This window comes from Streptomyces sp. NPDC104371 (genome assembly GCF_055583785.1).
This window is the reverse complement of record NZ_JBVJNF010000015.1, coordinates 34,303-54,798: the sequence shown is the minus strand read 5'-3', so window position 1 is coordinate 54,798 and position 20,496 is coordinate 34,303. Positions and strand designations below refer to the sequence as shown.

General features: G+C 72.6%; 20 protein-coding genes. 11 read left to right on the top strand and 9 right to left on the bottom strand.

Annotated features, from left to right (window positions below; genetic code table 11):
* Positions 1 to 121: 121 nt before the first annotated feature.
* Positions 122 to 727, top strand: coding sequence for a GTP cyclohydrolase I FolE (gene folE / locus ACZ60T_RS31985; RefSeq protein WP_252425043.1), 606 nt, complete (start codon positions 122 to 124; stop codon positions 725 to 727).
* A gap of 43 nt (positions 728 to 770) precedes the next feature.
* Here folE and ACZ60T_RS31980 read toward each other — a convergent pair whose 3' ends face one another.
* The 6 genes from ACZ60T_RS31980 to ACZ60T_RS31955 form a co-directional block, all read right to left on the bottom strand.
* Entirely contained in the window at positions 771 to 1,256 is a 486-nt protein-coding gene (locus tag ACZ60T_RS31980) for a DUF3180 domain-containing protein (protein WP_365631620.1), read from the bottom strand.
* A gap of 77 nt (positions 1,257 to 1,333) precedes the next feature.
* The gene (gene folK / locus ACZ60T_RS31975) at positions 1,334 to 1,945 is read right to left on the bottom strand and encodes a 2-amino-4-hydroxy-6-hydroxymethyldihydropteridine diphosphokinase (RefSeq protein ID WP_365631622.1); all 612 of its coding nucleotides are present in this window, start codon (positions 1,943 to 1,945) and stop codon (positions 1,334 to 1,336) included.
* Positions 1,942 to 2,301 carry a dihydroneopterin aldolase gene (gene folB / locus ACZ60T_RS31970; RefSeq protein WP_365631624.1) on the bottom strand — a complete coding sequence of 120 codons (360 nt, stop codon included), beginning with the start codon at positions 2,299 to 2,301 and terminating at the stop codon, positions 1,942 to 1,944. Before folB ends, folK begins: the two co-directional genes overlap by 4 nt.
* A 247-nt stretch (positions 2,302 to 2,548) precedes the next feature.
* Positions 2,549 to 3,049 carry a nuclear transport factor 2 family protein gene (locus tag ACZ60T_RS31965; protein WP_469669138.1) on the bottom strand — a complete coding sequence of 167 codons (501 nt, stop codon included), beginning with the start codon at positions 3,047 to 3,049 and terminating at the stop codon, positions 2,549 to 2,551.
* Positions 3,046 to 3,951 carry a dihydropteroate synthase gene (folP, locus tag ACZ60T_RS31960; protein ID WP_469669136.1) on the bottom strand — a complete coding sequence of 302 codons (906 nt, stop codon included), beginning with the start codon at positions 3,949 to 3,951 and terminating at the stop codon, positions 3,046 to 3,048. The genes ACZ60T_RS31965 and folP overlap by 4 nt, the downstream gene beginning before the upstream one ends.
* A gap of 91 nt (positions 3,952 to 4,042) precedes the next feature.
* Positions 4,043 to 5,869, bottom strand: a complete 1,827-nt coding sequence (locus tag ACZ60T_RS31955) for a phosphatidylglycerol lysyltransferase domain-containing protein (protein WP_469669134.1) — start codon at positions 5,867 to 5,869, stop codon at positions 4,043 to 4,045.
* Between the two features lie 228 nt (positions 5,870 to 6,097).
* On the opposite strand from ACZ60T_RS31955, the gene ACZ60T_RS31950 reads away from it, so the two are divergent.
* The 3 genes from ACZ60T_RS31950 (at position 6,098) to ACZ60T_RS31940 (ending at position 9,940) form a co-directional block, all read left to right on the top strand.
* Positions 6,098 to 7,225: an alpha/beta hydrolase gene (locus tag ACZ60T_RS31950; RefSeq protein ID WP_469669132.1), complete on the top strand. Its 1,128-nt coding sequence runs from the start codon at positions 6,098 to 6,100 to the stop codon at positions 7,223 to 7,225.
* Positions 7,226 to 7,558: 333 nt separating this feature from the next.
* A complete protein-coding gene (locus ACZ60T_RS31945) occupies positions 7,559 to 8,707 on the top strand; it encodes a hypothetical protein (protein ID WP_469669130.1) in 1,149 nt (382 codons plus the stop codon).
* An 81-nt stretch (positions 8,708 to 8,788) separates the two neighbouring features.
* Positions 8,789 to 9,940: an NADH-quinone oxidoreductase subunit D gene (locus ACZ60T_RS31940; RefSeq protein WP_469669128.1), complete on the top strand. Its 1,152-nt coding sequence runs from the start codon at positions 8,789 to 8,791 to the stop codon at positions 9,938 to 9,940.
* On the opposite strand, the gene ACZ60T_RS31935 is transcribed toward ACZ60T_RS31940, so the two are convergent.
* Positions 9,905 to 10,954: an SAM-dependent methyltransferase gene (locus tag ACZ60T_RS31935; RefSeq protein ID WP_469669126.1), complete on the bottom strand. Its 1,050-nt coding sequence runs from the start codon at positions 10,952 to 10,954 to the stop codon at positions 9,905 to 9,907. The genes ACZ60T_RS31940 and ACZ60T_RS31935 overlap by 36 nt on opposite strands.
* Before the next feature lie 180 nt (positions 10,955 to 11,134).
* Here ACZ60T_RS31935 and ACZ60T_RS31930 point away from each other — a divergent pair, with 180 nt between their 5' ends.
* From ACZ60T_RS31930 to ACZ60T_RS31920, 3 genes are all read left to right on the top strand, one after another.
* Positions 11,135 to 12,337 (top strand): sensor histidine kinase, encoded by a 1,203-nt coding sequence (locus ACZ60T_RS31930; protein WP_365631639.1) that lies wholly within the window; start codon positions 11,135 to 11,137, stop codon positions 12,335 to 12,337.
* A 76-nt stretch (positions 12,338 to 12,413) separates the two neighbouring features.
* Positions 12,414 to 13,085 (top strand): response regulator transcription factor, encoded by a 672-nt coding sequence (locus tag ACZ60T_RS31925; RefSeq protein WP_365631641.1) that lies wholly within the window; start codon positions 12,414 to 12,416, stop codon positions 13,083 to 13,085.
* A gap of 3 nt (positions 13,086 to 13,088) precedes the next feature.
* Positions 13,089 to 13,721, top strand: coding sequence for an AAA family ATPase (locus tag ACZ60T_RS31920; RefSeq protein WP_365631643.1), 633 nt, complete (start codon positions 13,089 to 13,091; stop codon positions 13,719 to 13,721).
* A gap of 72 nt (positions 13,722 to 13,793) precedes the next feature.
* Here ACZ60T_RS31920 and ACZ60T_RS31915 read toward each other — a convergent pair whose 3' ends face one another.
* Complete coding sequence (locus ACZ60T_RS31915) at positions 13,794 to 14,900, bottom strand: DUF5937 family protein (protein ID WP_365631645.1); 1,107 nt, start codon at positions 14,898 to 14,900, stop codon at positions 13,794 to 13,796.
* Positions 14,901 to 15,087: 187 nt separating this feature from the next.
* Here ACZ60T_RS31915 and ACZ60T_RS31910 point away from each other — a divergent pair, with 187 nt between their 5' ends.
* A complete protein-coding gene (locus ACZ60T_RS31910; RefSeq protein WP_469669123.1) occupies positions 15,088 to 15,306 on the top strand; it encodes a hypothetical protein in 219 nt (72 codons plus the stop codon).
* 11 nt (positions 15,307 to 15,317) lie between these two features.
* On the opposite strand, the gene ACZ60T_RS31905 is transcribed toward ACZ60T_RS31910, so the two are convergent.
* Positions 15,318 to 16,604, bottom strand: a complete 1,287-nt coding sequence (locus ACZ60T_RS31905) for a threonine aldolase family protein (RefSeq protein ID WP_469669121.1) — start codon at positions 16,602 to 16,604, stop codon at positions 15,318 to 15,320.
* A 194-nt stretch (positions 16,605 to 16,798) separates the two neighbouring features.
* Between ACZ60T_RS31905 and ACZ60T_RS31900 the strand changes: the two genes are divergently transcribed.
* From ACZ60T_RS31900 to ACZ60T_RS31890, 3 genes are read left to right on the top strand one after another with little or no spacing between them, the layout of a single operon-like run.
* Positions 16,799 to 17,719: a Rossmann-like and DUF2520 domain-containing protein gene (locus tag ACZ60T_RS31900; RefSeq protein ID WP_365631651.1), complete on the top strand. Its 921-nt coding sequence runs from the start codon at positions 16,799 to 16,801 to the stop codon at positions 17,717 to 17,719.
* On the top strand, positions 17,716 to 18,747 hold the full coding sequence (gene panC / locus ACZ60T_RS31895) for a pantoate--beta-alanine ligase (RefSeq protein ID WP_469669118.1): 1,032 nt from the start codon (positions 17,716 to 17,718) through the stop codon (positions 18,745 to 18,747). The genes ACZ60T_RS31900 and panC overlap by 4 nt, the downstream gene beginning before the upstream one ends.
* The gene (locus ACZ60T_RS31890; RefSeq protein WP_469669116.1) at positions 18,744 to 20,495 is read left to right on the top strand and encodes an L-aspartate oxidase; all 1,752 of its coding nucleotides are present in this window, start codon (positions 18,744 to 18,746) and stop codon (positions 20,493 to 20,495) included. The genes panC and ACZ60T_RS31890 overlap by 4 nt, the downstream gene beginning before the upstream one ends.
* Position 20,496 lies beyond the last annotated feature (1 nt).

Sequence of the window (20,496 nt, the reverse complement as noted above, 5' to 3'; positions counted from 1 at the left end):
GGCCCGGAATTCCCGCCGCGTCCCCTGGGCTTAGCCTGGGGGACGCGGCATTTCCATAAGACCGCGCAGGAACGACCGCACAGGAACGCGTGATCCGTAAGGCGCAGGAACGAGGCAACAGATGATCGACCCGGTGACACTGGACGGCGAGGGCACGATCGGCGAGTTCGACGAGAAGCGCGCGGAGAACGCCGTACGGGAGCTGCTCATCGCGGTCGGGGAGGACCCGGACCGCGAGGGGCTGCGCGATACGCCCGGCAGGGTGGCGCGCGCGTATCGGGAGCTTCTGGCGGGGCTTCGGCAGGAGCCCGAGGACGTCCTGACGACGACGTTCGATCTCGGGCACGACGAGATGGTGCTGGTCAAGGACATCGAGATCGTCAGCCTGTGCGAGCACCATCTGCTGCCGTTCCACGGGGTGGCCCATGTCGGGTACATCCCGGCCGAGAGCGGGAAGATCACCGGCCTGTCGAAGCTGGCGCGGCTGGTCGATGTCTTCGCGCGCCGTCCGCAGGTGCAGGAACGGCTCACCACGCAGATAGCCGACTCGCTGATGCGCATCCTCGAAGCGCGTGGCGCCATCGTGGTGGTCGAGGCGGAGCACATGTGCATGTCCGTCCGGGGCATCCGCAAGCCGGGCGCCAAGACGACGACGTCGGCCGTGCGCGGGCAGCTCCGGGACGCCACGACCCGGTCCGAGGCGATGAGTCTGATACTGGCGCGCTGACCCGGAAGCGCTGACGGGCGGCTGCCGTGACCGCGGTCGCCCGTCAGGTCGTCGGGGCCGTACCGCCGTTGTGGTCGTCGTCCTCGGGGAGCTTGCAGACCCGTTCCAGGAACAGGGCCGCCGCTATCACGGCGATACCGGCCACGAGCGACAGACCGGCGTAGATGGCCTGGTCGCGGCGGGCGGGCTGGTCCAGGGACTCCAGGAGGACGACGCCCGTGCCGCCGTACATGCCGGCGACCAGGGCCGCGACGAGGGCGCTGGCCTGGCCGAAGACGACGGCGCGGGCCGCCATCAGCGGGTCGACCCCCTTCGCGTCGGCTCGGCGCTCCCGCTGGGCCTTGAGCCGGGCGCGGAGGGAGAGCGCGGTGGCCAGCAGGACCACGGCGATCAGGGCGAGGACGATGGGCGCGGCCAGGGGGACGCTGGGCAGCGTGTCCACCGCGGACCACAGCCGGGCGCCCGCCCAGGACAGCACTCCGGCCACCACGAACACCGCCGCCAGCGTCCGGATGCGCAGCTCTTTCACGATGTCCCTTCGTCAGCCCGGCCGTGGGCCGTCCATGATCGTGGATCCGGGGATCCTGGCCCGGTAGACCTTAACGACTACTCGGGCAGCCGGAGTTCCAGGTCGGGGCGGGGCGTGACACCGGCGCGGGTGACCAGGGCGAGCAGGTCGGCCACCGGGCCGCGGCCGGGGAGCTGGGCCTCGGGGTCCAGGTCGTGCCACGGCGCGAGGACGAACGCCCGCTCATGGGCGCGCGGGTGGGGGAGCGTCAGCACGGGGTCGTCGGAGACGACATCCGCGTACGTGATGATGTCCATGTCGAGCGTGCGCGGGCCCCACCGTTCGTCCCGCACCCGGCGGAAGGCCTCCTCCACGGCATGCGCCCGCTCCAGCAGCGAGGACGGGGGCAGGGTCGTCTTCACGACGACGACGGCGTTGAAGTACGAGGGCTGGCTGCCGGGGTCCACGCCCCAGGGCTCCGTCTCGTACACGGGAGAGACGGCCTTGACGCGGACGCCCGGGGTGTCCTCCAGGGCGTCGATGGCGCCCTGGAGCGTCTCCAGGCGATTGCCCAGGTTCGACCCCAGGGAGATCACCGCGCGGCGGGGGTTCTGGAGGGTCGTGTCGGCGGCGTCGACGCGTTCCACCACGGAGGCGGGCACCGGTTGTACGGTCGGGTCGCTCTGACCCTGGGGGAAGAAGGCGGTCATACTCGGCTCCGGGTGATCGTGACGGTCACGTCGTCGAAGGGGACCGTGATCGGTGCCTCCGGTTTGTGTACACACACCTCGACCTCCTGGACCGGGGAGTGCGCGAGGCAGGAGCGGGCGATGCGCTCGGCGAGCGTCTCGAGGAGATCGACGGGTTCTCCTTCGACGAGGGCCACGACCTCCTCCGCCACGACGCCGTAGTGCACGGTCTTCGTCAGATCGTCGGCGGCGGCGGCCGGCCGGGTGTCCAGGCCCAGGACGAGGTCCACGACGAAGGTCTGGCCCTTCGCGCGCTCCTCGGGGAACACCCCGTGGTGGCCTCGGGCCCTCAGGCCGCGCAGCGCGACACGATCCACGCGAATCACTCCTGCAATCGTCGGTAAGCGGCGGTGGTCACCGCGTGCGGTCGGCTCACCGGTCTCGAACGAATCTACCGGCGGGCACTGACAGCGGTGGCCCGCGAAGGCGTCCGCTCGCAAGACGGCCGCGAGGGTTCACCGGGCGTTTCCCTGGGAAACACGATGGCGCACGCGGCGGCGGCCGCCCAAGCCGGGGCCAGGTGATTCCGGCCACTCGCAGCGCCCGCCGCCACCGGGAACCCGCTCACGGGGCGGAGTCCTCCTCGTCGTCGTTCGACTCGGCCAGGACCGGGGAGGCGTGGTGCGACCAGAGCTTCCAGCCTTCCGCGGTGCGGCGGAACACGTTCGTGGCGACCACGAGCTGGCCGACGAGCGGGCCCAGCTCGGCGCCGTCGTCCGGGGCCGGGCCTCCGCTGAGGATGTTCTCGGTGCAGGTCACCAGGGCGGTGTCACCGGTCACGGAGACATGCACATCGGTGAGGAAGAACTGGATGTAGTCGGTGTTCGCCATGATCAGCGCGTACGACCGGAGGACCTCGCCGCGGCCGGTCAGCACCGGCCAGCCGGGATGGACGCAGGAGATCACCCCGGTGTCGGCCGGGTCGTGGTACTCCTCGTCGACGCCCAGGTCGGCGGGCGTCAGCCAGAGCGTGGACAGCGTCTCGAAGTCGCCCTGCTCCAGGGCCTCGTAGAAGGCGGTGTTGGCCTGCTCGACCTGTTCGACGTCGGTGTGGGCCTGGCTCACCGGGCTCCTTCGGAGGTGCCGGTGCCGGGTGCGCGGTCCGACGCGCGGGCCACCTCGATGGCGTGTGCCACGCGGACCGCGTCCGCTGTCGCGCGCACCTCGTGCACGCGTACGGCCCACGCTCCGGCCTGGGCGGCGAGCGCGGAGACGGCGGCCGTGGCGGCGTCGCGCTCCCGCGCGGGCGGCGGGGCGCCGTCCGGACCGGCCAGGACGTGCCCCAGGAACCGCTTGCGGGAGGCGGCGACCAGCAGCGGGTGGCCGAGCGCGAGCAGGCGGTCGAGATGGGCGAGGAGGACCAGGTCGTGCTCGGCCTCCTTGGAGAAGCCGAGGCCGGGGTCGATGACGATCCGGTCGGGGGCGACGCCGCCCTCCAGCACCGCCGCCACGCGCGCGTGCAGCTCGTCGACGACCTCGCCGACGACGTCCGCGTAGGCGCCCTTGATGCCGTCGCCCTGGAGGATGCCGCGCCAGTGCATGACCACGAAGGGGGCGTCCGCCGCCGCGACGACCGGGATCATCGCGGGGTCGGCGAGGCCGCCGCTGACGTCGTTGACGAGCGCGGCACCGGCGGCGAGGGCCTGTTCGGCGACGGAGGCGCGCATGGTGTCCACGGAGACCGTGACGCCCTCGGCGGCGAGGCCGCGCACGACGGGTATGACACGTCGCAGCTCCTCGGCCTCGTCGACGCGGGGGGCGCCGGGCCGGGTGGACTCGCCGCCGACGTCGACGAGGTCGGCGCCCTCGGCGACCAGGTCGAGGCCGTGCTTGACGGCGGTGGCGGTGTCGAACCAGCGGCCACCGTCGGAGAAGGAGTCGGGGGTGACGTTGACGACACCCATGACCGCGCAGCGGTCCCATGTCGGAAGGCCTGCCACGTGGCCCCGCCCGGTCTTCGTGCTCATACGTTCAGCGTAGGCCCCCGGCATCCCCGCGCTCCGCTCGCGGGGGCGGGCCACTGGGGGCCGGGGACCGGCGGGGAGGCCGGGGCGTGGATCAGACCCTGCCCGTGGCCTCCGCGCCCCGGTCCGCTCGCGCGTGCGCGCACGGAGGCGTGGAACGGGGCCTGCGGCGCAGCAGATGCGGGAGCGCCACGTTCACGAAGCCCTCGGCGCGCATGGCCGCCAGACCGATGCGCGGAAGGTCGCGGGAGGACGCGTAGATCACGAAGCGCGGCTCCCAGCGGGGCTGGAACTTCGCGTTGAACTTGTACAGCGACTCGATCTGGAACCAGCGGGAGAGGAAGAGCAGCAGGCTCCGCCACATCCGCAGCACCGGGCCCGCGCCGATCTTCTCGCCGCGCGCCAGCGCCGAGCGGAAGTTCGCGAAGTTCAGCGAGACGTGCTCGATACCGAACTTGGGGGCGGCCTGGAGCGCGGCCACGATCAGCAGTTCGTTCATGCCCGGGTCCGCCGAGCGGTCGCGGCGCATCAGGTCCAGTGAGGCCCCCTTGGTACCCCAGGGAACGAAGTGCAGGATCGCCTTCAGATCGCCGTAGGGGCTCGACCCCGCCTCGCCCTGCCCGTCGACCCGGTGGGCCGTGGCGATCAGGCAGTCACCGTCGGCCGGGTCGCCGATGCGGCCGAGCGCCATGGAGAAGCCGCGCTCGGTGTCCGTACCGCGCCAGTCCTCGGCGGCGTGCCGTATGCGCTCCAGTTCTCCCTCGCCGAGGTCACGGATGCGCCGTACCCGGGTTTCGTAGCCGGCGCGCTCGATGCGCTTCACCATCTGGCGCACGTTGCGCATCGCACGGCCGGCGAGGGAGAAACCCGCGACGTCCACCACCGCCTCGTCGCCCAGTTCGAGGGCGTCCAGGCCGGTCTCGCGGGTCCACACCTCGCCGCCCGTCTCGGAGCAGCCGAGGACCGCGGGGGTCCAGGAGTGGGCCTTCGCCTCGTCCATGAAGCGCTCGATGGCGCCGGGCCAGGCCTCCACGTCGCCGATGGGGTCGCCGCTGGCCAGCATCACGCCCGAGACCACGCGGTACGTCACCGCCGCCTTGCCGCTCGGTGAGAAGACGACCGCCTTGTCCCGGCGGAGCGCGAAGTGGCCGAGGGAGTCCCGGCCGCCGTGCTTGGCCAGCAGGGCGCGCAGCCGCGCCTCGTCCTCCTCGGTGAGCCGGGCGGCCGGGTGCTCAGGGCGGAAGGCGAGGTAGATCGTGGTGACCGCGGTCAGCAGGCCGAGCGCGCCGAGCGAGAAGCCCACCGTCCAGGAGGTGTTGCCGGTGTAGTCGACCGGGCCCTCGAAGCCGAGGAGGCCGTACAGGACGTGGGCGATGCGCTCGGACAGGCTCGGGTCGCCGACCGTGCGGTGCGGGTGGACGCTGACGATGACCAGGCCGAGCCCCAGCGAACCGGCGCTCATCAGGACGAAGTTGGCGAGCGCGCGCCAGCGGCTGCGGGGATCGGGCAGGGCCACGAACTCGCCGCGGTGCAGCAGCAGGGGCAGCAGCAGCGCCACCGAGATGAGCACGCCGATGATCGAGTGACGGTAGGCGAACTGCGCCACCGCGCCCGCCGGCAGCAGCAGCACGGCTGCCCGCCAGGCCCGGCGCTTGCGTCGCCGCAGCCCGTGCGCGAGGAGCAGCAACAGGATGCCGACACTCAGCGACAGGGCCGCCGCGAACGGGCCGAGCGCACCGGGCAGGACCTCGGCCAGGCGGTGCATACGGCTGTTGCGGAAGCGAGGGAACACCCCTGCCGCGACGTCCAGGACGCCCACGAGCGTGCACGCCCTGGCGATCAGAGCAGGGACCACTTCGGGGCGTGGGCCACGGAGTATGCGCCGGATCACCTGCGACCGCCCCGGAACCTCGCCCGACAATTCCCCATCTATCCTGACAGACATCGCGTTCCGTAGTTCTTCGAGAGACCTTGAGCCCGGTGCCGATCAAGACATCCGGCGACATTGCGCCCTCTAGGACGCTGTCTCGGGGAGCGAGGTTCACTCCCCATGTCAAAGCCGTTTCAAAGCCGAAGGAAAGGCCGGGGCAAGCCCTCGCGAAGGTGTGAGGGAGACTCCCACGGACGGAAAGCGCAGGCAGGGGAGCCCATGGGTCTCACGAGCAACAAGGTGCTGGCACTCTCGGTCGTGTGCGCCGTACTGCTGTTCGTCGGCACGGTCTGGTACTGGCCGCGGCTCGCACGGCGGAGCTGGCGGGCCGTCACCGGACGTGTCGGTCTGCTGTTCGCCACCCAGCTGATGATCTTCTCCTCCATCGGGCTCGCCGCCAACCAGGCGTTCGGGTTCTACGCGAGCTGGGCGGACCTGTTCGGGCAGGAGAGCGGCCAGGGCGTGGTGGTCGACCACAACGCCGCCGGGTCGCGAGCCGGCCCGCTCCAGGTGACGGACACCCAGGAGGTGAACGTGACGGGGGGCGCGCGGCCACAGATCGGGGGCCAGATCCAGAAGGTCGACATCGTGGGCCGCAAGACCCGTATCGCGTCGCCCGCGTTCGTGTATCTGCCGCCGGAGTACTTCCAGCCCCAGTACCGCACGCGGACCTTCCCCGCGACCGTGGTCCTCACCGGCTACCCGGGGACGGCGCAGGCGCTCATCAAGGGGCTGCACTACCCCCAGACGGCGCACGAGCTGGCCAAGACCGGGAAGATGCAGCCGATGATCCTCGTGATGCTGCGGCCGACGGTGGCGCCGCCGCGCGACACGGAGTGCGTGAACGTGCCGGGCGGGCCGCAGACCGAGACGTTCTTCGAGAGGGACCTGCCCGACGCGGTCATGGCCCACTACCGGGTGGGCAAGAAGCCCGGGAGCTGGGGCGTCATCGGCGACTCCACGGGCGGGTACTGCGCGCTGAAGCTGGCGATGCACCACCCGAAGGTGTACGCCGCCGCGGCGGGCCTGTCGCCGTACTACACGGCGCCGATCGACCCGACCACCGGCGATCTCTTCCACGGCGACACGGCGCTGCGGAACCACGCGGACCTGTGGTGGTGTCTCAAGTACCTGCCGCCGCCGGACACCTCACTGCTCGTCAGCAGCAGCCGGGTCGGCGAGGCCAACTATCGGTCCACGCTCAAGTTCATAGGGCAGGTGCAGGCCAAAGGGGTGACCCGGATCTCGTCGATCATCCTCGACAGCGGCGGCCACAACTTCAACACCTGGCGGCGCGAGATCCCGGGAGCGCTGCAGTGGCTGAGCGGACGGCTCAGCGATCGCTGAGTGAGTGAATGCGCGGGTGGTGCGGGGAATTCCGCGTGATCCGCGTGATCCGCAGGAGGGCCGACGGACCGGGCGATGGACTGGCGAGAAATGATCTTGTAAGTTGTCGCGCCGGTTCTCGACCGTGCCTTGCGGTGCGTCAGAAGGCCTGTGCGGGGGCGCCGATGCGGTCCTCAGGCGTACACGACGGGCCCGCGGCAAGGGAATTGCACCGGATTCCGGACGCGGATGTTCCGTTTCCGGTACGTGCCGACGGTGCCGAAAGCCCCCCGGTCGCCGCGTTTTTACCAGGTGGCGCCCCATCATCCCTCTACGCGCGGTAAGTTTCTGGCCATGCCACGTGGACGTCACCGTCATTCCCCGCCCTTGCACAGGACGCTGCCCCCCTCGGTGATCGCCGGCGTCTCGATCGTCTGCGCCGTGGCGCCCTGGCTGTTCACGGAGCCGATGCTGCTCCGCGGGCTGGCCGCGGGTGCCGCGATGACGACGGTCGTCGGCTCCTTCATCATGCGTCGCTGGGATGTCGCCGCGACCAAACACGTCGCCGATCTCACGCGCGCGCAGGCGAACGACGAGTGGCGCCATGAGGAGCGGGTCGCCGAGCTGGAGACCGACCTGGAGGAGTCGCGCGAACTGCGCACCAAGCTGGAGCACAAGCTGCGGGCCAAGCGCGCGGAGCTGGCGAAGCTGCGCAACGAACACGCGGCGCTCCTGCGGCGGTACGCCACGGCCGAGACGGAGCGGGCCAGCGCCCTGGAGGGCCGCCGCCTGCTGGCGATCGAGACGACCGCTCCGACGCACGCGCTGCCGTCGGCACAGAGCACGTCCGGCGCGGAGGCCGCGCCCTCGGCGGAGCCGTCAACCGTGCGGGCGTTCTCCGCGGCGGGCTCCTCGCTCTTCGCGCGGGCCGACGCGGCCCTGGAGCGGCTCGCCGGACGGAACACCGGCGCACCGGAGCAGGACGCCACGTCGGCGAGCGAGCAGGACGTCGCATCGGCGAGCGCGTCCGCGCAGGAGGACGACGCGGCGGAAGGGGACGCCCCGGCCGCCGGGCCGGAGCACGCGCCCGCCCCGGCCGCGCGGCACCTGCCGGCTCTCGCGCGGCCGACCCAGCGCGCGGGGAACCTCCCCGTGTCGACCGCCGTGGCCGTCGTCCCGTCGACGCCGCGACGGCGTCAGGCCGTCGAGGGCGGCTTCGACTTCTTCGGCAGGCAGAAGGAGCAGGACTCCCCGGAGCCTCGGGAGGCCTCGGAGCACCAGGAGACCCCGGAGTCCCTGGACGCCGTGCAGCACGAGGACCTCGCGGACGTCGTCGGCCAGGAGGCGCTCGCCGCGCACCAGGCGGAGTCCGCGTCCGGCGCCGAGCCCGCCGAGCCGAAGGGGCACGCCGTCCCTCAGGTCATCGACCTGACGGCGCATGACGAGACGGAGCGGATCGACATCCAGGACATCCAGAAGCTGCGCACCACCGCCGCTTCCTGAGCCGCGGAAACGGGGACCGGGGGCCGTCCGCCCCCGGTCCCCGTTTCCGTACCCCGGGCGTCCGTACGAGAGACTGGAGCCATGACTCCTACGACGGAGACCACGGTCGGGATCGGCGGCGCCGCGGAGAGCACCGACATGGTGCTCAACATCGGCCCCCAGCACCCCTCCACCCACGGTGTGCTGCGGCTGCGGCTCGTGCTGGACGGAGAGCGGATCACGCACGCGGAGCCCGTCATCGGCTATATGCACCGCGGCGCGGAGAAGCTCTTCGAGGCGCGGGACTACCGCCAGATCATCATGCTCGCCAACCGCCACGACTGGCTCTCCGCGTTCTCGAACGAACTGGGCGTGGTCCTGGCCGTCGAGCGGATGCTCGGCATGGAGGTCCCCGGGCGCGCGGTGTGGCTGCGTACGCTCCTCGCCGAGCTGAACCGCGTGCTGAACCACCTGATGTTCCTCGGCTCGTACCCGCTGGAGCTGGGCGGCATCACCCCGGTGTTCTACGCCTTCCACGAGCGCGAGGAACTCCAGAACGTCATGGAGGAGATCTCCGGCGGGCGGATGCACTACATGTTCAACCGTGTCGGCGGCCTCAAGGAGGACCTGCCCGCCGGGTGGACCACACGCGCGCGTGCGGCGGTCGCCGATGTGCGCTCCCGCATGGACCGGTTCGACGACCTGGTGCTCGGCAACGAGATCTTCCGGGGGCGCACGCGCGGCGTGGGCGTCCTGGCGCCCGAGGCCGTGCACGCGTACGGCGTGAGCGGGCCCATCGCGCGTGCCAGCGGTGTGGACTTCGACCTGCGCCGGGACGAGCCGTATCTGGCGTACGGGGAGCTTCAGGACACGCTGCGGGTCGTCACCCGGCAGGAGGGCGACTGTCTGGCGCGCTTCGAGTGCCTGCTGGAGCAGACGCACAACGCGCTCGACCTGGCCGACGCCTGCTTGGACCGACTGGCGGAGCTGCCGGCCGGGCCGGTCAACCAGCGGCTGCCGAAGGTGCTCAAGGCGCCCGAGGGCCACACCTACGCCTGGACCGAGAACCCGCTCGGCATCAACGGCTACTACCTGGTCAGCAAGGGCGAGAAGACGCCGTACCGGCTGAAGCTGCGCTCGGCCTCGTACAACAACATCCAGGCCCTGACCGAGCTGCTGCCGGGGACGCTGGTGGCGGACATGGTGGCGATCCTCGGGTCACTCTTCTTCGTGGTCGGGGACATCGACAAGTAGTCCCGCGAGCGAGGCGTCCGCGAGCCCGACGGGCTGGAGCAGCCAGCCGAAGTCGCCGAGGCCGCCCGGCGCGGTGAGTTCCGCGGCGGCTCCGGCTCGGGCGAGGGCGCGTACGTAGGCCGCCGGGTCGGTGGACGCGAGTGCGAGCGCGGGGCGTGCGCCGGTGATGCCCAGGGCGTGCAGTGCGGCGCGCTGGGTCAGCAGCCGGGCACCCGGCAGGGCGCACGCGTCCAGCGCCACATGCGCCGTGATGTCGCACGAGCCGTCCGGCACGGGCGCGGTCTCCCGGCCCGCGCGGAACCCGGTGAGCGTCCCGAAGGGCGGCCGGGCCGCGGCGTGGTGCGCGTAGTCGACGGCGACGGCGAGCCCCCGGTCCACGGTGGCGACGGCGTCGGCCCAGGCGGCGTCCCTGGGCAGCCCGATCTCGGCACGCAGCCCCTCGGTCGGCAGTCCCTCGCCGGGCAGCGGCCACCAGCGCGCCAGCCACTCCGCCGCCGCGCCCGCGACCGGGTCGCCGAGGCGCTCGGTCCCGTCCTCCCGTACGAGGACCCGACGCCGTACGCCGTCGGAGTCCGCCTCCGCGACCTCGACCGGTACGTTGTCCAGCCACTCGTTGGCGAACAGCAGCCCTGTGATCCGCTCGGGCGGCGCGTCGCGCCAGGCGATCCGGGGGTCGAGGCCCTCGGGCCGGTCGGCGATCTCGACGGCGTGCACCCGTACCCGGGCGCCGACGTCCGGGGGCAGCGCGCCGAGGACCCCGGCGGCCAGCTCGCCCCGTCCGGCCCCCAGGTCGACGAAGTCGAGCCCAGGAGGCCGTCCCAGCGCCTCGTCCAGCCGGCACAGCAGCCGGGCCACGGCGGCGGCGAACAGCGGCGAGGCGTGCACGGACGTACGGAAGTGCCCCGCGGGTCCCTCGGGCCGCCGGTAGAACCCGTCCGCCCCGTACAGCGCCTCCTCGGCCGCCGCCCGCCAGCCGCGCCACTCACCGTTCGCCTTGTTCGCCTTGTGTGCCACGAGGCCAGGCTAGGCGTGGCGGTGCCCTCCACCGGTCGGCCGCACGCTCCGGCGTGCGCGCCCGGCGCACCTGGACCGGCCGGGATCAGGCGGGCATCCACCTTGCGGAGTACGCGCGACCGCTCCGGATCGACCCTCCGGTTGACCCCTGCACACACAGCACTTCCTACCCTGGGTTACGTGCAGCGCCTCTATGACTTCATCCGCAGGCACCCGACATGGGTCGACAGTTTCTGGGCCGTCGTCCTGTTCGGGCTGTCCTGCGTGGGTGTGACGAACGTCAACGGGGCGTCGGACCACCACGGGACGCGGGTCGGCGGGCTCGCGATCTCCGCCGTGCTGTCCGTGGTGGTCGCGCTGCGCCGCCGTATGCCGGAGAAGATGCTCCTCGTGGCCGTCGCGACGGGCGTGGCACAGGTGGTCCTGGACGAGCAGTCGATGATCGCGGACTTCGCGATGCTGGTGATCATCTACACGGTCGCCGCCACCGGCTCCCGCTGGGCCTCCCGCGTCGGCCTGATCGGCGGCCTGGCCGCCGGAACGATCTCGCAGGTGCGCTGGCCGCAGGACGCGAGCGTGGCGGGCAACGTCGCGATAGCGCTGTTCCAGACCGTCCCGTTCGCCCTCGCCTGGGTCCTCGGCGACTCGCTGCGCACCCGCCGCGCCTACCTGGCCCAGCTCGAGGAGCGCGCCTCCCGGCTGGAGAAGGAGCGCGAGGCGCAGGCCAAGGTCGCGGTCGCCGCCGAGCGCGCCCGTATCGCCCGCGAGCTGCACGACGTCGTCGCGCACAACGTCTCGGTGATGGTGGTGCAGGCCGACGGCGCCGCCTACGTCCTCGACGCCGCCCCCGACCAGGCGAAGAAGGCCCTGGAGACGATCTCGGGGACCGGCCGCCAGGCCCTCGCCGAGATGCGTCGCCTGCTCGGCGTGCTGCGCACCGGCGAGCACAAGGAGGCCGGGGAGTACGTCCCGCAGCCCGACGTCGAGCAGATCGACGACCTGGTCGAGCAGTGCCGCAGCGCGGGCCTGCCCGTCGACTTCCGGGTGGAGGGCACCCCGCGCCCGCTGCCCAGCGGCGTCGAGCTGACGGCGTACCGCATCGTCCAGGAGGCGCTCACCAACACGCGCAAGCACGGGGGCCCCAACACCGGCGCGAGCGTGCGGCTGGTGTACTTCGACGACGGGCTCGGACTGCTGGTCGAGGACGACGGCAAGGGCGCCCCGCACGAGCTGTACGAGGAGGGCGGCGCCGACGGCCAGGGCCATGGCCTGATCGGTATGCGGGAGCGCGTCGGCATGGTCGGAGGCACGCTGGACGCGGGCCCCCGCCCCGGCGGCGGCTTCCGCATCAGCGCCCTGCTGCCCCTGAAGCCCGCCTCATGAGCCTCATGAGTCTCATGACCCCCGCCCCTGACACGCCTCAGCCACCCGCCCGAAGCCGACCGTGAGGACCCCCGCCATGCCGATCCGTGTGATGCTCGTCGACGACCAGGTGCTGCTGCGCACCGGCTTCCGGATGGTGCTGGCCGCACAGCCGGACATGGAGGTCGTCGCGGAGGCGGGCGACGGCGTCGAGGCCCTCCAGGCGCTGCGCGCCACCCAGGTCGACGTGGTCCTCATGGACGTCCGGATGCCGAAGCTCGACGGCGTGGAGACCACCCGCCGCATCTGCGCCGACCCCAACCCGCCGAAGGTGCTGATCCTGACCACCTTCGACCTGGACGAGTACGCGTTCTCCGGGCTGAAGGCGGGCGCCTCCGGCTTCATGCTCAAGGACGTGCCGCCCGGTGAACTGCTCACCGCCATCCGCTCCGTGCACAGTGGTGACGCCGTGGTCGCGCCTTCCACCACCCGCCGCCTCCTCGACCGGTTCGCGCCGATGCTGCCGAGCGGCGCCAAGGAGCCCCGGCACAAGGAGCTGGCCCGGCTCACCGAGCGCGAGCGCGAGGTCATGATCCTGGTCGCCCAGGGGCTGTCCAACGGGGAGATCGCGGCGCGGCTCGTGCTGTCCGAGGCGACCGTGAAGACCCATGTGGGCCGCATCCTGACCAAGCTGGCGCTCAGGGACCGGGTGCAGGTGGTCGTGCTCGCCTACGAGAGCGGTCTGGTCCGGGCGGGAGGGCACGGCTGAGTCATGCTCCTGTGGCTCAACGGCCCCTTCGGGGGCGGCAAGACACAGACCGCGCATGAGATCCAGCGACGCCTGCCCGGCAGCGTCGTCTGCGACCCGGAACACGTCGGCTTCGGGCTGCGCCGCATGCTGCCGCCCGAACTGCGCGGCGACTTCCAGGACTTGGCGTCCTGGCGGCAGGGCGTGGTCGAGGTCCTCGACCTGGCGCTCCGCCGGTACGACGGCGTGATCATCGCGCCGATGACGGTGACCGACCCGGTCGCCTACGCGGAGACCGTCGGGCGGCTGCGCGAACTGGGCCACGACGTACGGCACTTCGCGCTGCTCGCCGAGCGGGAGACCGTGCTGCGCAGGCTGCGCGAGCGCGGGGTCGGGCAGGTGCTGAAGTACGTCGTCGGCAAGGGCTACGAGCCGCGCGGCGAGAGCTGGGCCGTCCAGCGGCTCGACCACTGCCTGGAGCGGCTGCGCGAGCCGGAGTTCGCCGAGCACCTGTGGACGGACCGCTTGACGGTGCCCGGGACGGCGGACCGGATCGCGACGCTGGCCGGGCTGACGCTCGTACCCAATGACGACGGCGCCCTGCGGACCCGGCTGCGGCAGGCGAAGGTCGGGCTGAAGCACATCCGCTTCGACTGAGCCGACGCGCATCCGGTTCGACCGAGGGCGCGCATCCGCTGCGACCGACGGTCGCCGTCGCTTCCTGCCGCGCTACCGGAGGATCCCCTCCAGGAAGTCGCTCCCCAGCCGGGCCACCGCGGTGACGTCCAGTTGGTGCAGCACATACCGGCCGCGGCGGCGCGTGGTGAGCAGGCCCGCCTTCTTCAGGGCGCTCAAGTGGCGGGATATCTCGGGAGCCGTCATGCCGTGCGTCTGGGCCAACTCGCCCGTGGTGAACGCGCTGCGGGCCAGGTTGCGGCACATGCGCATCCGCACCGGATGGGCCAGGGCAGCCATCCGCAGGGTCAACTGCTCCACCGACGTCGGGGCGGTCAGCTCCGGAGAACCGACGGGGTAGTGCAGCACCGGCTGCCAGCCGTAGCGGTGCAGCACCATCAGATGCGGCCAGCCGAGGCTCGTCGGTACGAGCAGCAGGCCGCCGTCCCCCGTGGTGGTGCGGCCGTTGCCGAGCTTGTCGACGACGATCCGGTCCCCGGCCTCGCCGAGCGTGACCGCGGACGACACCGACGTCAGCGCCTCCGCGAGGCCCTTGTGCCGCAGGAGGTCCGTCTTGTGCCGGGAGTCCGCCACGAGCTGGTGGCGCAGCCGGGACCAGATGTCGGCGAAGAACGCCTCGTCACAGTCCTGGAGGAACTGCCGCAGCCAGGCCCGGATGCGCGGCGGGTCGGCCAGCAGCCGCTCGCTGAACCGCAGTTGCTGCGGGCCGCGCGCCGCGGCCAGCTCCAGGACGCGGTGACGGTCGCTCTCGTCGCCGAGCGCGTCCCAGTCGGGCGTGATGTACGGCGGCCCGCACGTGAACTCCAGCGCCGCGTTCACGAACTGCTCGTCGTCGAGCTTGTCGAGGAGGTCCAGGTCCTCGGCGAGCGTGGCACCGGGGAGCGTGTCCCGGCCCGGCAGTCCCGCGTACGGCAGGAAGAGGTCCGAGAACGTCGTACGCCACAGGAAGTCGGCCTCGCACATCCGGTCGGCGAGATGGCAGTCGAGGCCCGCGGTCACCGCGGTCGCCCAGCCCCGGAGCCCGGGATGGTGGCCGGGCTCGGCCAGCGCGTGCAGGGCCATCCCCAGCTCGGCCAGCGGGGACGGCACTACGGCGATGCTCTCCCGCCGCAGCCCCGTGATGTCGATCTCCACGCTCATGGCCTCACCTCCACGCTCATGGATTCATAGTGCACCTCACCGCTGACAACGCCGCCGCCGATTGACGACGGCCGTCAAACGGGACGACGCGGTGGCCGGGGCGGATGCAGGCTGATGCGGCACCGGGGCCGCCGCGGAGCCTTCCGGATCCCGTTCCCGTTCCCGTTTCCCGAAGAGGCGATCCGCCATGACCCTCACCCAGCAGTACCTCCTCGACACCTACCGTGCCCAGCGCCTCGGCGAGCCCGTACCGCCCGCGCCCGGCACCCACGACTGGCAGCTCGTCCGCGAACTGGACGACCGCCGGCGGTTCCACGCCGTCCTGGCGGGCCGCCCGGCGCGCGGCCGGTTGCGCACGGCGCTTTCGCAGTTGCTGCCGGGCCGCCGCTCGGGCTCCCTCGGCTGAGCGGACGGGCGCTACGCCCCCGGAAGCCGCTTCACGAACTCCGTCACGGCCGACGTCACGTCGTCCGCCGTCCACTCCAGCCCCTGGGCCCGTACGGAGACCTCGGTGAAGGCCAGGCCGGGGCCGCCCCGGTTCCAGGGGCCCGCGAACAGCAGCGTCCCGGTCTCCTCGGCCTGCCGGACCGCGGCCTCCGCGAGGACGTCGGCGTCGTACGGCAGCCAGACCTGGAACTCGTGGGTGGCCGGTACGTCGGGGTGCACATGCGCCCACGGCACCCCGGCCGCCGCGAACCCCGCGCGCAGCGCGGCGGCGACCACGCGCGCGTGGCGCACGTACTCCGGCAGCCGGGGCAGCTCCCGCTCCAGGCCGATGAGGGCCGACAGGGCAATCGGGAACTGCTGGAAGACCAGGCCGCCGTAGCGGTGCCGCCAGGTCTTGGCCTCCTCCACGAGGGAGGCAGGACCCGCGAGCGCGGCACCGCCGTACGCGTCGAGGGACTTGTAGAACGACACGTAGACGCTGTCCGCGAGGCCCGCGATCTCCTCCAGGGGGCGGCCGAAGTGGGCGGTGGTCTCCCACAGGCGCGCCCCGTCGAAGTGCACCACCGCGTCGCGCTCGCGCGCGGCCTCGACGACCTCGGCCAGCTCCTCGAAGGAGGGCAGGACGAAACCGGCGTCGCGCAGGGGCAGTTCGAGCATCAGCGCGCCGAACGGCTCCTCGAATCCGCGTACTTCGTCGGCGGTGGGCAACCGGGGCTCGCTCGTCACATGCACCGGCCGCAAGCCGCTGACCTGGCTGAACGCCTTGCGTTCATGGACTTCGGGGTGGGCGAGCGGGTGCAGGGCCACCGTGGTGTCGCCCGTACGGCCCGCCCAGCAGCGCAGCGCCACCTGCTGGGCCATGGTGCCCGTCGGGAAGAAGGCGGCGGCCTCCGTCCCGAGCAGCCCGGCGACCTTCTCCTCCAGGGCCTCCACGACCCCGTTGCCGTAGATGTCACCGCTCTCGTCCAGGTCGTACACGTCCTGCGCGTCCGCCAGCAGCGCCAGCCGCTCCCGGAGCGTCCCCAGAAAGCCCGGCCGCGCCAGGACCCGCTCCGCCCGCCGGTAGGCAGCGATACGCCGCTTACGCCGCATCCGCCACGGCTCCTCCACCGCAGGATCCGACAACTCCGCACCAGGCTCCTGCGGCCTTCCGGCCGATTCCTGCGGTCCGCCCGCCGGCTCTTCCGGTGCTCCCGCCGATCGCTCCTCGTCCCGCCCCGCCGTAGAACCCTCGCGTCGTCCCACCGTCTGTGTCATGTCCCCCTCCGCCCTCGTCCTCATGCCCGGATCATGCCGCGTGACAGGGCATCGAGCATGTCCCTCTCCCTACCCCGCACCCTGTGGGAACCCACAGCCTGTGGACAGCCGGTCGGCGCCTGAGTCGATCGCGTTAACATGACGAGAAATCGTCCGGTACCCAGAGCGGACTGGAACGGGAAGGCCACCGTCGAGTGAGTACATTCCAGCAACCTGACCCTGGAGACCGCCCCGCGCGGCTCCGCGTGGGCGTGATCGGAGCCGGGCGCGTCGGCCCCGTGCTCGCCGCGTCCCTGCGACTGGCCGGGCACCGTCCGGTCGCCGCCTCCGGGGTCTCCGAGGCGTCCAGACGGCGGGCGGCGTCGATGCTGCCGGACGTCCCCCTCCTCCAGCCCGCCGAGGTGCTGCAACGGGCGGACCTGGTCCTGCTGACCGTCCCCGACGACGTGCTGCCGGGCCTGGTCGAGGGCCTCGCCGAGACCGGCGCCGTACGGCCGGGACAACTGCTGGTGCACACCTCCGGGCGGTACGGCACGAAGGTGCTCGACCCCGCCCTGCGCGCGGGCGCGCTGCCGCTCGCCCTGCACCCCGCGATGACCTTCACCGGCACCCCTGTGGACATCCAGCGCCTGGCCGGCTGCTCCTTCGGGATCACCGCGCCCGAGGAGCTGCGCCTGGCCGCCGAGGCCCTCGTGATCGAGATGGGCGGCGAGCCCGAGTGGATCGCCGAGGAGATGCGTCCGCTCTACCACGCGGCCCTCGCCCTCGGCGCCAACCACCTCGTCACCCTGGTCGCCCAGTCCATGGAACTGCTGCGCGCGGCGGGCGTCGAAGCCCCCGACCGCATGCTCGGCCCGCTGCTCGGCGCCGCCCTGGACAACGCCCTGCGCTCCGGTGACGCGGCCCTCACCGGCCCCGTCGCGCGCGGGGACGCGGGCACGGTCTCGGCCCACGTGGCCGAGTTGCGCCGACACGCGCCGCAGACCGTCGCCGGCTATCTGGCGATGGCCCGCGCGACCGCCGACCGGGCCCTGGCCCATGGACTGCTCAAGCCGGAGCTCGCCGAGGACCTCCTCGGGGTACTCGCCGACGGGACCGAAGGGGAGCCCCGATGACCACCGTTCTGCTGCGCACCGCCGATGAGCTGCACGCGCGCGTGAAGCACGGCCGCCGCGCCGTCGTGATGACCATGGGCGCCCTGCACGAAGGCCACGCCACCTTGATCCGCGCCGCCCGCAGGATCGCCGGACGCGACGGCGAGGTCGTCGTCACTGTCTTCGTGAACCCCCTCCAGTTCGGCGAGGGCGAGGACCTCGACCGTTACCCGCGCACCCTGGACGCCGACCTCAAGGTCGCCGAGCAGGCGGGTGCGGACGCCGTGTTCGCCCCCACCCCGGACGAGGTCTACCCCGGCGGCGAGCCTCAGGTGCGGATCACCGCGGGGCCCATGGGCGAGCGCTTCGAAGGGGCCTGCCGCCCCGGCCACTTCGACGGCGTCCTCACCGTCGTCGCCAAGCTGCTGCACCTCACGCGTCCCGACGCGGCCCTGTTCGGGCAGAAGGACGCCCAGCAACTCGCCGTGATCCGCCGGATGGTGCGTGATCTGAACTTCGGCGTGGAGATCGTCGGCGTGCCCACCGTGCGCGAGGACGACGGCCTGGCCCTCTCCAGCCGCAACCGCTACCTCTCGATCGAGGAACGGCGCACCGCGCTCGCCCTGTCCCGGGCCCTGTTCGCGGGCCGCGACCGGCTCGCCGCCCAGGAGGCCCTGCGCGCGCGGGCGCTCGAGGTGCCTGCCACACACGCGCGTGCCGAGGCGCTCAGCGCGATAGGTGAGTCGCGCGCCGCAGCCGACGCGCACGCGGTCGCGAAGGCCGCCCCCGGCGGTCCCGCCGCCGTCCGAGCCGCCGCCCGGCTCGTCCTGGACGAGGCCGCCCGCCAGGAACCGCCCCTGGACCTCGACTACCTCGCCCTGGTCGACCCGTCGGACTTCACCGAGGTTCCCGACGGCTACACCGGCGAGGCCGTCCTCGCTGTCGCCGCCCGCATCGGCACGACGCGGCTCATCGACAACATCCCGCTCTCCTTCGGCGCCCCCGAACCCGAACCCGAACTCGCGGACCCGGACGGAGCCTCCTCGTGAACCGGCCCCGGCACACCGGCACGGGCCTGCGCCTGCACGCTCCGGCCCCCGGCTGGTCTGTCGCCGCGGACGTCGTGGTCATCGGCTCCGGCGTCGCCGGCCTCACCGCGGCCCTGCGCTGCGAGGCCGCCGGTCTGAAGACGGTCGTCGTCACGAAGGCCCGCCTCGACGCCGGTTCCACCCGCTGGGCCCAGGGCGGCATCGCGGCGGCCCTGGGCGAGGGCGACACACCCGAGCAGCACCTGGACGACACGCTGGTGGCGGGCGCGGGCCTGTGCGACGAGGAGGCCGTACGCCTCCTGGTCACCGAGGGCCCGGACGCCGTACGGCGGCTCATCTCCACCGGCGCCCGGTTCGACACCGACGACGAGGGCGGCATCGAGCTCACGCGCGAGGGCGGCCACCACCGCCGCCGTATCGCGCACGCGGGCGGCGACGCGACCGGCGCGGAGATCTCCCGCGCCCTCGTCGACGCGGTCCGCGCGCGCGGGCTGCGTACGGTCGAGAACGCGCTGGTGCTGGATCTGCTCACGGACGCCGAAGGCCACGCCGCGGGCGTGACCCTGCACGTCATGGGCGAGGGCCAGCACGACGGCGTGGGCGCCGTGCACGCGCCCGCCGTGGTCCTCGCGACCGGCGGCATGGGCCAGGTCTTCTCCGCGACCACCAACCCGTCGGTGTCCACGGGCGACGGCGTCGCGCTCGCCCTGCGCGCCGGAGCCGAGGTCAGCGATCTCGAGTTCGTGCAGTTCCACCCGACCGTGCTGTTCCTCGGCCCGGACGCGGAGGGCCAGCAGCCGCTGGTCTCCGAGGCGGTACGCGGTGAGGGCGCCCACCTGGTGGACGCGGACGGCGTGCGCTTCATGGTCGGGCAGCACGAACTGGCCGAACTGGCGCCCAGAGACATCGTCGCCAAGGGCATCACACGCCGTATGCAGGAGCAGGGCGCCGAGCACATGTACCTCGACGCCCGCCACTTCGGCGCGCAGATGTGGGAGCACCGCTTCCCGACGATCCTCGCCGCCTGCCGCGCCCACGGCATCGACCCGGTCACCGAGCCCGTCCCGGTCGCCCCGGCCGCCCACTACGCCTCCGGCGGCGTCCGCACCGACTCCCACGGCCGGACCACCGTGCCCGGCCTGTACGCGTGCGGAGAGGTCGCCTGCACCGGCGTCCACGGCGCCAACCGGCTCGCCTCCAACTCCCTTCTGGAAGGCCTGGTCTACGCCGAGCGCATCGCCGCCGACATCGCGGCGGTCCACGCGGCACACGGCCTCACCGCGCGCGTGCCCGCGACCGTCCCGTACCCCGAGAAGCCCGCGCACCCGCTGTTCGCCCCGCAGGACCGGTTCGCGATCCAGCGGATCATGACGGACGGCGCCGGTGTGCTCAGGTCCGAGGAGTCGTTGCGCAAGGCCGCGGAACGCCTGGAGCGGCTGGCCGCCGACGCGCGCGAGCGCCTTGAGCAGCACGGCAAGACCCCCGAGCCCGGCGTCGACACCTGGGAGACCACCAACCTCCTCCTGGTGGCCCGGGTCCTGGTCGCAGCCGCCCTGCTGCGCGAGGAGACCCGCGGCTGCCACTGGCGCGAGGACCACGCCGGGCGCGACGACACCGCCTGGCGCCGCCACGTCGTCGTACGGCTGAATCCCGACCGATCGCTGGCCACACGCGCCACCGACACCGCAGACTTCCCCCCGACCGTCCCCCCGACGGGCACCCCCGGCACGCGTCCCCAGGAGCAGTGAC

What these genes read in the sequence shown, in the direction of transcription:
- ACZ60T_RS31920 (WP_365631643.1), top strand. Translation starts at nt 13,089, where the DNA reads ATGCTCCTGTGGCTCAACGGCCCCTTCGGGGGCGGCAAGACACAGACC.
- ACZ60T_RS31940 (WP_469669128.1), top strand. Translation starts at nt 8,789, where the DNA reads ATGACTCCTACGACGGAGACCACGGTCGGGATCGGCGGCGCCGCGGAG.
- ACZ60T_RS31945 (WP_469669130.1), top strand. Translation starts at nt 7,559, where the DNA reads ATGCCACGTGGACGTCACCGTCATTCCCCGCCCTTGCACAGGACGCTG.
- ACZ60T_RS31950 (WP_469669132.1), top strand. Translation starts at nt 6,098, where the DNA reads ATGGGTCTCACGAGCAACAAGGTGCTGGCACTCTCGGTCGTGTGCGCC.
- panC (WP_469669118.1), top strand. Translation starts at nt 17,716, where the DNA reads ATGACCACCGTTCTGCTGCGCACCGCCGATGAGCTGCACGCGCGCGTG.
- ACZ60T_RS31925 (WP_365631641.1), top strand. Translation starts at nt 12,414, where the DNA reads ATGCCGATCCGTGTGATGCTCGTCGACGACCAGGTGCTGCTGCGCACC.
- ACZ60T_RS31915 (WP_365631645.1), bottom strand. Translation starts at nt 14,900, where the DNA reads ATGAGCGTGGAGATCGACATCACGGGGCTGCGGCGGGAGAGCATCGCC.
- folE (WP_252425043.1), top strand. Translation starts at nt 122, where the DNA reads ATGATCGACCCGGTGACACTGGACGGCGAGGGCACGATCGGCGAGTTC.
- ACZ60T_RS31910 (WP_469669123.1), top strand. Translation starts at nt 15,088, where the DNA reads ATGACCCTCACCCAGCAGTACCTCCTCGACACCTACCGTGCCCAGCGC.
- folK (WP_365631622.1), bottom strand. Translation starts at nt 1,945, where the DNA reads ATGACCGCCTTCTTCCCCCAGGGTCAGAGCGACCCGACCGTACAACCG.
- ACZ60T_RS31905 (WP_469669121.1), bottom strand. Translation starts at nt 16,604, where the DNA reads ATGACACAGACGGTGGGACGACGCGAGGGTTCTACGGCGGGGCGGGAC.
- folP (WP_469669136.1), bottom strand. Translation starts at nt 3,951, where the DNA reads ATGAGCACGAAGACCGGGCGGGGCCACGTGGCAGGCCTTCCGACATGG.